General features: G+C 28.1%; 8 protein-coding genes. All 8 read right to left on the bottom strand.

The features are described 5' to 3' along the window. Nucleotides 1-1,829, bottom strand: a 1,829-nt coding sequence (locus tag ACY2RW_RS10805) for a leucine-rich repeat protein (RefSeq protein ID WP_490122741.1), incomplete at its 3' end; no start/stop codon positions are given. Nucleotides 1,830-1,846: 17 nt separating this feature from the next. After that, a complete protein-coding gene (locus ACY2RW_RS10800) occupies nt 1,847-4,120 on the bottom strand; it encodes a leucine-rich repeat protein (RefSeq protein ID WP_490122740.1) in 2,274 nt (757 codons plus the stop codon). Between the two features lie 289 nt (nt 4,121-4,409). Then, nucleotides 4,410-6,977 (bottom strand): ligand-binding sensor domain-containing protein, encoded by a 2,568-nt coding sequence (locus tag ACY2RW_RS10795; protein WP_490122739.1) that lies wholly within the window; start codon nt 6,975-6,977, stop codon nt 4,410-4,412. 303 nt (nt 6,978-7,280) lie between these two features. Continuing rightward, nucleotides 7,281-8,279 (bottom strand): helix-turn-helix domain-containing protein, encoded by a 999-nt coding sequence (locus ACY2RW_RS10790; protein ID WP_490122738.1) that lies wholly within the window; start codon nt 8,277-8,279, stop codon nt 7,281-7,283. Between the two features lie 129 nt (nt 8,280-8,408). Next, the gene (locus ACY2RW_RS10785; RefSeq protein WP_490122737.1) at nt 8,409-9,104 is read right to left on the bottom strand and encodes a hypothetical protein; all 696 of its coding nucleotides are present in this window, start codon (nt 9,102-9,104) and stop codon (nt 8,409-8,411) included. 419 nt (nt 9,105-9,523) lie between these two features. After that, nucleotides 9,524-9,703 (bottom strand): hypothetical protein, encoded by a 180-nt coding sequence (locus tag ACY2RW_RS10780; RefSeq protein WP_490122736.1) that lies wholly within the window; start codon nt 9,701-9,703, stop codon nt 9,524-9,526. 19 nt (nt 9,704-9,722) lie between these two features. Next, nucleotides 9,723-12,233 (bottom strand): DUF8693 domain-containing protein, encoded by a 2,511-nt coding sequence (locus tag ACY2RW_RS10775; protein ID WP_490122735.1) that lies wholly within the window; start codon nt 12,231-12,233, stop codon nt 9,723-9,725. Between the two features lie 523 nt (nt 12,234-12,756). After that, a complete protein-coding gene (locus ACY2RW_RS10770; protein ID WP_490122734.1) occupies nt 12,757-13,593 on the bottom strand; it encodes a M48 family metalloprotease in 837 nt (278 codons plus the stop codon). Nucleotides 13,594-13,745 lie beyond the last annotated feature (152 nt).

Raw genomic sequence — 13,745 nt, 5'->3', positions numbered from 1 at the left:
AAAGAACCATTAGAGGTTGCATCAGAATTAATAGTAAAGGTTCCATTTTGAGATAAATTTCCTTCCATAGTTAAAGAACCTCCTGTGTTTATTGTTAATGAAGCTCCTGTATTTATAGTTATATTATTGGCAACTGCATTAGTGCTTGCATTTATAATAGGCTGATTTGTACTACTTGAAATAACTAAATTATCTGTAAGAACAGGAATTGTATTTGGACTCCAATTATTAACATCTAACCAATTAGAATTTATACCCAACCAACCTTTTCCTGTAGTTGTAAAATTATTTACAGCACCATAACTTGTACCAATAGAATTTATTGCATACGCTTTGTAAGAATATTGAGTACCTGCTGCTAAACCTGTAATAGATTCAGAAAACACTCCTGTTCCTGCTCCATTTGTATTTTTTATTACTCCTGTACCACCTATTAAAGGATTGGAATTAGTGGCAGTTTTTGAGAATACAATTCCTCTTTCTATAATAGTTTCTCCTCCATCTGAAGATACATTTCCTGCTAAAACAACAGATGTGTTTGCTATTGAAGTAGAAGCTGTAGTTATAACTGTTGGAGATGATGTTGATGCTTCCCAATTAATATCATCAATACCTAAATTTGCTAAATCTGTAGAAGTAATAACAATTTTATCTACGCTATTAAAATTTGAATTAGATGTAAAAATCGAGTTTAAACCTGAAACAGTATATGTTTGTGTTCCTGTTGACACATTATTCTTAAATCCTTCTATAGTTAAATTATAACTAAAACTGCTAAAACAAGAAAAGAGGTTATTAAACTTTATAGTTCCTAAATCAATTTCATTTCCACTTACTGTTTCCATTGTCCAAGCTGTTGCAGAGAATGTTCCTGCACTAAGATGACTTAAACCTGTACTTGAACAACTATTTTCTTGAGTTATATATCTGTGTTCTGTGGAAGCTGATGAACTTGTAATTGTAAATTTAAATGTTTCTCCATTATTTAAAGTAGAAAAAGGGTTTCCTAAAAGTTGGTTATTAGTATATCCTGAAGTATCGAAAGTAATGGTTTGGACACCTTGTTCTGTAACAGAAACAAAATCTGTCCAATTTGCAGCTAAATATGCTGCTGTTGTTCCATTAGGTATAAATAAATTTATCCCACTTCTGTCACCTCCAGGATTAAACGTATCTGAGGTACCTCCTGGAGGATCTGTTGTTATACTTGGTGGGGTTGTTGCTTTTGAAATAACGGTGTTTAAAGTTGTTGTATTTCCAGTAAAAGCACCTGAACCAATACTTGTAACACCAGTACCTAAGGTTATGCTTACCAACTGGTTGTTTGCAAAAGCTGAATTACCTATGGTTGTAACGCTATTTGGAAATACTAAATGAGTTAATGAACAACCTCCAAAAGAAGAAGCTCCAATAGTAGTAAGTCCATTACCAAAAACAGCACTAGAAATGTTAGGGTTACCTACAAAAGCACCATTACCAATTGTGATAACACTGTTTGGTATATTTACGCTTGTAAGTTGATTAACTCTAAAAGCAACACTACTTATATTTGTTACTGTATTGGGTATAGAAACATTAGTTAAACCTTTATTAAAAAAAGCCAAAACACCTATGCTAGTAACAGTATATGCTGTTGTTGCATTTGTAACAGTAGAGGGTATCACAACATCTGTACCTCCAGCAACATTATAACCTGTAACTTCTACAGTGTTAGGAACTGAAGGTATGGTTGTATAATTTATATTATTTACAGTAAAAGTAGTTTGCCCATAACTTGTTATAACAAATAATAGAGATAGGAAAAAAAGTATCTTTTTCGTTTTCATCATAATAGATTTTCTTAATATTATTTAATAAACTTTTTTGTAATAGTTCCTTTATCAAAATCTAACTTTAAAATATATGCACCATTAGATAAACTTTGTGTTGGTATTATATTTTCTGCCCCTTTTAAAACTTGAGCTCCAAATAAATTATAAATAGTATAGCTTTGCAGATTTAAATTTTCAGAAAACTGTATTTCTAATTTGTTTTTTGTATTTAAAATTTTAAAACTGCTCAATATTTCAATATTAGAGATATTTAAAGTAGCGTCTTCTGTTACAGATGCAAAACCTGTCCATTCTGCATTTGTACCTGTTACGTAACTAACCGTTGATCCACTAGGTATTGTTAAACTTATACCACTTCTATCTGCTGCAAAAGTATCCAAAGTTGGATCTGTATTAATATCTGGTGCCGTAGATTTTAAAGAAGTGATACTTGTTAAAGGATTGTCTTTAAAGCATGCAATGCCTAAAATATTTATACTACTTGGTATTGTAAGTGATGAGATTTGATTGTTTTTAAAAGTTTCGTGATGAATTAAGTTTATACCATTTTCTAAAGTTAAATTTGCAATTTGATTATTTTTAAATGCTCTTTGATAAATTGCATTTACAGTACATGGAATAGTTAAAGATGAAAGTTGATTATTATGAAAAGCATCTTTTCTAATTACATTTACGCTACTTGGAATAGTTATAGAAGACAACATATTATTTTTAAAAACAAAAGACTTAATCTCCGTTAATGTATTTGATAATGTCACAGATGTTAATTGATTGTTTTCAAAAGCATTGTCTTGAACATCTGTTACAGAATTTGGAATTATTAAGTTTGCTATGCTATTGTTTTTAAAAGCGCTTTTGCCAATAACAGTAACACTACTAGCAATAGTTACAGTAGTTAAATTGTTGTTATAAAATGAAGCATCATTAATTTTGGTAACTGTGTATGTTACCCCATTTTTAACTATTGTATTTGGTATGTTAACAGAAACTCCTCCATTTATATCGTAATCTATCGTTTTTGCAGTAGTTAAAGGTGTAGAGGTTACTTCATAAGTAATAAAATTATCAACAAAAAACTCTATTACAGGATTAAACCCCGTCCACAAAGCACCAGTATTGGTAACATATACGTCTTTACTATCTACTGGAATATACAACTTAATGCTACCTCTTGTACTTCCAAAAGTATCGCTATTACTACCTCCTGTTACTATGGTAGGTGGTGTTGTAGAATATGAAAAAACTTTTGTTAAACCACTTATATTTGCAAATGCGGTTCCTCCAATAGAAGTTACTGTTTCTGAAATGTACAAACTACTAAATTCATTTCCGCGAAATGCATAGTTTCCAATAGTGGTTACTCCATTTGGAATTATTAAAGTTCCTGAAATGTTATTGTTTGAAAATGCACCTTCACCAATAGTAATTACACTACTTGGTATTACAATACTGGTTAAATCACAACTTGCAAAAGCATTTTTTTTAATACTTATTATTGTATTGGGCATAGTAACATTCGTAATATTATCATTACCAAATGCAAATTGTTCAATTTCTGTAACTGTATAATTTGATGAACAATCAGTTGCTACAGAAGGTATTGTAACACTTGTGCCTCCTACTGTATTATAATCTTGAAGAGCAACAGTATTCGCAGAAATAATTTTATATTTAAAATACCCATCCCAAAAAGAGTCATTAACCTCAAGTGGATCTCCATTATTGTTAAAACCTGTCCAACCACCAGTGCTGGAAGTGTAAGCTGATAATACTCCTGAAGGTACTTTTAAATTTATTTTAAACCGATTTTCAAAAGTACCAACAGTAGTACTATTATTAATTGATGGTGGTGTGGTGTTTAAAGAGTTTACACAAGTTAACCTTGGATTTAGCCTAAAAGCTGAAGCACCTATAGTACTCACGTTAACTGGAATTGTAATTTCTTTTAAAAAGTTATTTTTAAATGCGCTAGCTCCTATTTCTGTAACAGTATTTGGTATAGAAACGCTTTGCAGTTGTTTATTTTGAAAAGCATCACTACCAATACTAGTAACACTATAAGTAGTTGCGCTTATATTTAATTTTGAAGAAGATTTACCTGCTGCACTAGGAGTGACAGATGAAGGAATACTTACATTTAACCCTGCAGATGTATTATAATCTGTAACAGCTACTCTATTTGGTGAAGTAGAAATTACTGTATATGTAATATTGTCTTTTGTAAAAGTTTGTGCGTTAATGAAAAAAGTAAAAAATAATCCAATGCTAAAAAGTAATTTTTTTTTCATGTTAGTTGGTTGTTTGTTTGTTAAATTTTAATTGATTTTTTTTTAGAAACATCGTAAAACATCATTTTAAAACTTTCTTACGTTTTTAAAATCATTTTACAACACAAACAAAGCTATTTAATACGCTGTATAAATTGCCAAGTAAAAAAAGGGTTTGTGACGAATACCCTGCAAAAAAGTGATGAATTTTTTTATAAAAAAAGAAACCTCAATACAAAAAATAAAATATATTGAAAGCCTTATGATTATTTGAAAAAAGGTAATTATTTTAAGATGTTATCCTAAAAAGCTAAAAATGAATAAGGTTTAATTCTGTTAAATAAGTTTCTCCAACAGGAATTATATGTTCTTTTATAGATACCGTTTTTTTAGATTTTGCAGAAACTTTATCTATTCTAATTATATATGATCTATGAATTCTCAAAAATTCTAGTGGATCAGGTGTTAGTTTTATAAAGTCTCCAATTTTACAACGTATAATATACTTTTTTTCAGAAGTTATTATATCTAAATAATTACCAGAAGATTTTACAAAAAGTATTTCTTCTGTAAGTATTTTTAAGTCTTCTCCATTAGATCTAACTTCTATGTATCTTTTTTGGTTTTTATTTAATTTTTTAATTAGCAAACGAATAAATTCTCTTATAACATCTTTATTATAGGTAAACACACGGATTTTAAAAAATAGATATATTAAACTTAAAAGCACCAAAGTACAAATACTGTAAAACCACCAACTTTTCCAAAATGGTGGTAATATCAAAAAAGAATATGTTATTAAATGAGTATCAATAATATTATCTGCTATTTGTACTTTTGCTTCAAAAGTATATTTTCCTGGCGATAAAAAAGGAAAGCTAATGTTTCTGCTTTTAGATTTTGTCCAACTAGTATCTATTTGTTTTAATCTATATAGATAATTAATCTTACCAGAGTTTCTATGTGAAATTGCCTGAATTTTAAAGTTAATATTGTTTTGATTGTACTTTAAGTTGACATTTTTTTTATTAATAGAATTATTATTTACCAGTATATTAAGAATCTTGAATGATAAAATTTTAGAAGAATCTTTTTTTATAAAAAAAGGTTTTTTATAAAAACACAAACCTTTTTTTGTTGCTACCCAAACTGTGTCTTTAATAATCTCAACATCATCAATATCATTACTTAGCAAACCGTCAGATTTTGTAATGGTTTTAATTTTAAATGTTTTATTAGGTTTAAATGTTATTCTATTTAACCCTGTGTTGGTACAAGCCCAAATAATTGAATCATTTTCTATATGTACTTCTCCAACAATATCATTTGTTAGACCATCTTTTTTTGTAATGCTAAAAATACTATTATCACTATATACTACAACTCCTTCTCCTTGAGTTGCCATATACGCTATGTTTGTTTTGTCGTTAAAATCAATATCATCAATTCTTAACTTAAGAGCCTCTATTGGTTGATGTTTCTTTATAGTTACGTCTTTCTCAATAAACAAGCCAGATGAAGTACCTATAAATATTTCATCTTTATATTTGCAAATATCTTGTACTTTAAATTTTAATCTTGTAAAATATAAGTTGTCTTTTTTTAGCTTCCAAAAACCAGATGAAGATGATGATAATAATGTAGTACCTGCGTCTTCTGGAAGTTTATTTGAAGCAATAAAAAAAGATTTTTTATTATTTGTATAATCTTTAATAAAATTATCACTAAAACCATATATTGCTTTAAGTTCTTTGTTAAACTCTACAAAAGCCAGATTGTCTTTTAACCCTTTGTGCAAAGTATCTACTTTATTTTTAGAAAAGCGAATAATATTACCATTGTTAAACCCAGCATACAAAATATTATTATTATCTTTTACTAAAGAAGAAATACTTTCTTCAGTAAAGACTTTTATATTTGGTTTTTTTATATGAAATACGCCATCGTATAAAGTTGATAACCAATACCCCCCTTCTTTATCTATAAAAAAATTTGTTACAAATTTTTTTGGTAAAAATTTTTCAACAACTTTCCCAGATACATCTCTAATCTCTGCTCCGTTATTATAATACCCAACAAAAAAAAGTTTGTTATTAATACGCTTAATACCTATTGGATTTTGTTTGGTTTTATAATAAGTAACATTACCATTTTTAGATATAACACCAAGTTTATCATCAATAAAAACAGAGTAATCTTTATTCAAAAAAATAAAATCCATCCTAGAGTTTAAATTATTTTTATGCTTTAAAAAAATAAAATCCTTACTCTGTGTATATTTATCTGTACAGACAGTAAAGAAAGGACCTTTATTAGTTTTAATACCAAATTTATACTCTCGTTCTCTCTTTCTTTTGTTTAGATTTCCATCGTAATCAAATTTTCTAATAAGTTTTCCTTCTTTTGAAATTTCTATTAAACCACATAAATAATATCCTCCCACATATAATTTCCCAATACTATCTACTACAATACTTTTTATTATACTACCACTATATAATTCTTTTTTTAAAATATCGTTGTATTTATATTGTTTAAAACCATCAAATACATTGTTAAAATAAAATATTTTTTGACTTTGATATCCGTAAGCCCAAATTTGCCCATTTTCTTGAGGATAAAAATCGAGTATCGTATTATCTGGTAATCCATCTTTTGTAGTAAAATTTTCAAATTCATAACCATTAAAACGAGATAATCCTTTATCTGTAGCAAACCACATGTAACCCTCTGCATCTTGACAGATGTCATAAATTTCTGCACTAGGCAAACCATCATCTACACCATAATGCTTGTAGATAAATTTTTGAGAATAGCCTTTAGAAAAGGCTGAAAAAAATAATAAAAAGAAAAAAAGTATAGGGTTCTTTGTTGTCAAAATAAATTATTTGGACAAAAATACTATTTTAAAAATCACATTAAAATCTTTCAGAAAAACGTTTTAAAATTTCGTCACAATTTTAAATAGTTTCGTCACAAACCTTTTCTAACTGCTATTATTATTGATTTTTAAGTAACAAAAAAAGTAGAAGTAAAACAAAAAAGTAAAAGACTAAAAAATCGAATCATTATTTAGGTTTTATTATAAATTCGAATTTTACTTAGAAAATGATAACAGCAAATTACTTTCTGCTAAGTGCTTTATTTTCTCTGTTAAAAAGTAATTGTGCTAATAAAACGCTTATAGCCTTTCGTTAAAATAAGCAGATGGCGAAGTTCCCATCAGTTTTTTAAAAGATTTATTAAAAGTTGTTTTTGAGTTAAAACCAGCTTCTTGTGCAAGTCCAAAAAATGTAAAATGCTTTGCTTTATCAGACTTGGCTAAAAATATAAACTCTTTAATACGATAATAGTTTACGTATTCAAAAAAATTCATCCCAATATTTTCATTAAGTAAACGTGCAAGTTCTGGGTTATTTACTCCTAATAATTGTGCAAGCTCAGCTTTAAGTAGCTTGTTGTTTAAATACGGCTTTTTATCAAGCATAATTTGATCGAGTTCTACTTTTAAACGATCCATATCTTCGATACTTAATTTAGATTGTGCGTATTTTTTTAGTTCAATTTCTGGTAATATTTGCATCACTTTAGGAGATATCATACCATAATAGGTAATAAAAAGTATGATAAATGCTAGAAAAAGCCATATAAATGGTCTAATACTTCGTTCTAATTCTTGATAACCTGAAAGGCTAATAAAGTAAATACTTATCCAAAATGATAAACAAATCGTAATTATCCACAGAAAATTTACAAGAAATTTTAAATGCAATTCATAAGAAATTTCTTTTTTTACTTCTTTAGAAAAATTCTTAAAAACACCCCAGCTTAATACCACATATATACTATTAATCATTAAACCAAAACCAAGGCAAATATGTATAACTCGAGACAACTCTCCTGTTTTTATTCTTTGCCCAATAACAGCATTAGAAGGAATCATAAAATAGATTACTATAAATATAGAATATACCAATGCAGGTATGTAATGGATTAAATCTTTATGAGAATATTTATTTTTTAATAAAATAGAACGAGTGAATAAATATACTGTAGGTCCAAATAACAATACTGAAAATTCTGAAAAAGAAATCAGTCTAAAATTGCTATTCCAAACACCTGCACTATGCAGTGTTCTACCCAATAAACCTATTAAAAGTGTTGCTATTAAAAATGTCATATAACCATTTATATGTTTTCTTTTTCTTGGCGAAAAAACATAAACTGACATTAGAATAATACTCTGAAAAAATCCAAAATAAATAAGTTGATTGAGCAGACCTTGCATACCTAATTCTATTTTTAAGAGTTAATCAATTTTAAGTTGATGTACATTTTTTAAAGCATTGTAACTATTCATATCATATTTTTTTGCAAAAGCATTAAAAGCAGATTTGTCATTCCATTCTACAATATAAAATTGGTCTGGATTATACACATAACCTGTGGGTGATGTTCCATCATTTAAATGCAGTACAATATTGCCTCCCATCTTTTTTATATCCTTTTCCCATTTTTTTATGAAACGATTAGATTTTTTTGTGTCTTTTACCCAAAAAGAAGTAGCAACATTATATTTTTCTCTATTAATAGAAAAGGTAAAATCTTGTTTCATTTCGTAATAGGTAAGATCAAAGTATGGAAATAATGCTCTACGCTGCTGATGAAAATCTGGAACTCTTTTAGTAATATCTGCTAAAAAGTTTTCTCTCTTTTCTTTACTCCCCCATTTACCAAATATCAAACTAGAAGGTTTGTGTGTACCTAATGTAAGCTCAGATATTTTAAACCCTTTTTGAGGTTGATAAGAATATTCGAACGCCACTGGAAAAGCCGTTTTTCTATACTGCATATATTTGTCTTTAGAGTCTGGAGCAGTTGTTAATAGCATAACATCTAATACTTCTCCTTTTTTAAAACTGTAAGACATCACCTTATTATTCTGCCCAATACAATTAGAAATAGTTAGAGAAAGAATTACGATTGCAAATGTTTTTAATTTCATATTTATATAATTTTAAGGTTTATGAAGGCAAAACAATAATATTGAGGTTGTTTATACAAACAAAAAACATCTTGTGATGTTCAAATACAGTATAAACACTTTGGTTTAACATTTTTTAAGAAAATTAGTTGCTTTCTTTTTTAGACTTGTCAATTTCAATTTCTACTCTAATTGGTTTCAACTTTTCTTCTACTCTTTTTTTAAAGAATAAAAAAACAACAGCAAACTAAGCAATATGAAAATATATTGCATATAATTTTTATTGTTAAAAACTGTAAGAGCAAGTACCAATACTAGTATTCCAAAAATAAATATTGTAGATTTTTTTTTCATTCTATGAAATATAATTGTAGTATAATGTAAAAAATAAAGGTCACTTTTTAAATGACCTCTATTTTATTAAAGTTTAATAATTATTTTTAAAATCCTGTTCCAGGTACTTCTGGACTTTGTGCTTGTGCTTTTTGTGGATTTAAAATTAAATAAGTTCCTAAAGCTGTTAAAGCAGCATATTTACCATAGTTGCCTATTTTTTTTATAGCTTCTTTACGAGAAATTTCTGTAATTTTATTGATATTATTTTCTTTAGTTTTATTCATGATGTTTTTTATAAAATGCTTAATTTAAAATAATTTTTTTGCTCAACTTACCTTCTTTAGTGATAAGCTGCACCAAATAAACACCATTTGCTATATTTGGTAATACAACATTCTCTTCTGAACTAGCTATAAAAGTTTTACTAAATACAACTTTACCTAAAGTATTATATAATTTAATAGAAGTTTCTGTATTCTTTAAGCCTAAAATTTTTAGAGTATTATCTTTATTATAAATTTGTATTTCTTCTAAACTCAAATTATTTGTACTTAAAGTATTAGGTTTGGTATGCAAATAAAATCTACCTGTACCATTTAAATTTGATGAAGTAATGATTTTATAACTACTATTTGCTTCATCTAATCTAATAAAGATGTTTGCCTCTCTATCTTCTAAAAAGATTTTCATATCGTTAGTAAAATTATCTGCATTTACACTAAAAACAATTTCGGTATTGGCTTTAGCATTAACTCCTACAGGAATTACTGTATTCTCAAAATCATTGTTTGGCAATGCTTGTATTTTAAAATTAACCCCTTTGTTATTTTCTACCAATTGAGTATAAATAGCAAAAGTGGAGGATTGCCCTGTAAAAGTACCTATGTCAAATCTTGGGTCTAACCCTTTAGTTTTGTTAGGAGAATAGTTTACTTCAGCTGTTTTTTGTTTACCTCCACTTTTGGCTATTAATTGTATTTTAGGGTTAGAATTTCTGTAAAAAGTAACTCCATTTTGATCACTTTGCATCGCTTTTGTAAATGTAACTGAAGTAGAAGCTATATTAGAACTCACAAAAAACCCTTGTCCTGGATGGATAAAACCTGTGGTTAAGGGTTGGTATTCTCCATTACCACTGTCTGCACTTGCATTCCACACATACACACTCTCATGAGTATCTGTTAATGGAGTTGTATTGGCTGCTAAAAAGCTTGCAATATTGATATGTGATGGAAAAGGGTTTCCTATTAAAGTCCATCTGTTTTCATTAGTATTACCCAAATTACTTGCTGTAATTGCTGTGTTTACTGGTGGAGAAGGAAAAGTTCCTGTAAAAGTATAATCTCCTGAACTAGTTCTTAATAAAGAATAACCAACCCCAGAACCAAATGTTGTTGCTGTGCCTCCATTTTGAAAATACACCCAATCTCCATCAGCATCTGTTGTATTAATATAACTGGCAATAGCTTCATTATTTCCAGTTCCGCTTGTATTTATACCATTTGTATTGTTCCATGTATCATCAAATTGTTCTCCTGCAACTGGAGAAGAAATTAGATGCCATTTTGTATCACTTACATTTACTTTGTAAATAAAATTTCCATTTACAGTAGCATTACCATCAATTATTAAAGAACCTCCACTATTTACAGTTACAGAAGAACCAGCATCTATTGTAATGTTATTTGCAATTGCTCCTGTATTAGAACTTATTACTGGTTTATTTGTCACATTTGGTACAAAAACATTGTCTGCATTTGTGGGTACAGTAGCTGGACTCCAATTACTAGGAGTAGCCCAATTTGTATTGGTTGCTCCTGTCCAACCTTTTCCTGTAGTTGTAAATGTTTTTACTGTCCCATAACTTGTACCTACAGAGTTTATTGCATAGGCTTTAAATGAATATTGAGTACCTGCTGATAAACCTGTAATAGATTTAGAAAAAGCGCCTGTACCAGAACCGTTTGTGTTTTTAGCAACTCCAGTTCCTGAAATGAGTGGATTTGAATTTACTGAAGTTTTAGAATATACAACTCCTCTTTCTGTTACTGTTGCTCCACCATCTGCTGTTACATTTCCCCCTAAAGTAGTGGTTGTGTTAGATACCAAACTTGCAGAAGTTGTAGAAACAGCTGGAGTGCTTGATGTAATTGTTCCTGTTACCAGTAAATCATCAAACAAAATTTCTTCTTGTGATCCTTGAAAATCAAAAACAATACGAATAACCATAGTGCTACCACTACCTGAAATAGATTTTGTGATTTCTTGCGAAGTTTGATTCACCAAAACATCATCACCAGAACCTGATATCCCATTATTAGAAGCGTCATAATAGTAGTTTCCACTTGATGAACCTCCTGTAGAAATTATAGTTTGAAAAGCACCTCCGTTAATAGCATATTGGACAGTTAAAACATCATTAGTTTCATATCTTCCTCCATCACCTCCTCTTGGAGCAGCCAAACGAAATTTAAATAACATATTACTGGCATTAGTAATATTAATGGAGTTTGTTTCTATATAATGGCTACCAAAAAAACCAGCTCCATCATGATCTTCTAAAGCAATTACATTGCCAGAAAATCCTGTTACTGTATTTCCTAAAGGCAATGATGCTGGATTTGCTCTAGAAATATAATCTGTTCCTGTAGATGCAAAATTAACGCTTGTTCCACCAGCATTTTTTAAAGCATAAGTATCAAAATTTGTTCCTTCAAAATTTTGTGAGTATAAAGTAGTTTGTGCTAATAAACTATTGTTGGATTGAACAAAAAATATCACTAAAAGAATTGATATTACGTAAAGTTTTTTCATAAAATTAGTTATTTAAATTTAGATATAATCTACTTTTAAAAGAAGAAAAAATAGATTATAACAAATCAATAACTTTTAACTTATCTAAGCAAAGCTGTAAGCGTTTTAAGTGTTCGTTTACGGTATTTGGACTTTAATTTTCTTATTTCATATATATATTAAAACAACTACCTTACTCTAAAACAGAGCTCTTGAGCTATAAATAGTTTACTATGCAATGTGCAGTAAAAACTAAGTAAAGACGGTTAAAGAAAACAATCTATATTCTAATTAAAGATAATTAACGAAGCAAAAAAATAAAATCGTGAACTAAGTATCTAGGTTAAATTCTTATTATCGATACAAAATTTTATCGCTTCAATCTAAAAGTTTTTTAGAATTTACAGAAATATTATCAAAATAAAAAGTAGCTTATATTAAAAGTTATTTTAGAAGTTTAACTCTTATTTTCGATTGAAATACTAGTGATTATAATCGTAAAATTCAATTTTATATAAGAGGGTATCAATAAAAATCTAATAAGTTAATTTATCTTTCTTATATGATCTATTCTTTTTTCTAAAGTTGGATGATTGATATTACCTTTTGTTAGTTTTCCATCAGATAAAATGTCTAAGCTTAACAATGCATTAACCATGCTTTCTTTATCATTTTTAATTGCAGAATAAGAATCTGCCTGATATTCTAAAAAATACAAAATCTTATTAGGAACATAGTATACAACAAACCCAAATAAACCTCCAGACAAAGCCACAAAAGTACCCTCTACAAATTTATTTGCAAAATCATAACCATCCATTAATGACCTTCCAAAAAGATAGCTGGTTAAAATACAAACATTTAATATGTACATGATAAGAATATGATATTTTCTATGATGTCCAATTTCATGATATACAATCGCTTTTAATTCTGAATCTTTTAGTTTATCCTTTAAATCTTTGGCTAATATGATAATTTTATAAAAAGGAACAATACCAGTAGCAAAAGCATTGGTGCTAATTTTATCTGTAAAAAAAACTTTAAAATGCAAGCCTTCTTTTTTAAGTTGATTTTCTAAACTTAAATCTCTTTTATGGTTTTTTGATAACAACACTTTTTGCAGAGGACTAATAATAAACCAATATGCATATACTGCAGAAGAAAGTAAAACAAAAAATAAAATATTGTTGGTAAAATTAGCTATGTAATTTGAAAATACATAAATAATACCCCCTAAAAAAAGAGAAGCTAACAGCATAGACAATAACTCTTCTTTGGCAAATAAATTATTACTAATTTTAGAAAGTTTGTAAGTTAAAAACTGTTGTACAAATAAAATAACAAAAAAAAATCCTTGATAATAAAATAATTCAGTCATAAAAAAAATTACAATTTATTAAGAAACCTAAGTATAATTGTAGCAACATCATTATTTTAGGCTATAAAACATTACATTTCAAAAGATGCCAAATATAGATTATTCTTTTATTAATAATTAAAAATTAATAAACTTTAAAGTTCAAAAACGGT

Source organism: Polaribacter sp. 2305UL8-11, from assembly GCF_058147165.1.
The sequence above is the reverse complement of the archived record's forward strand: the minus strand, read 5'-3'. Positions and strand labels throughout refer to the sequence as shown.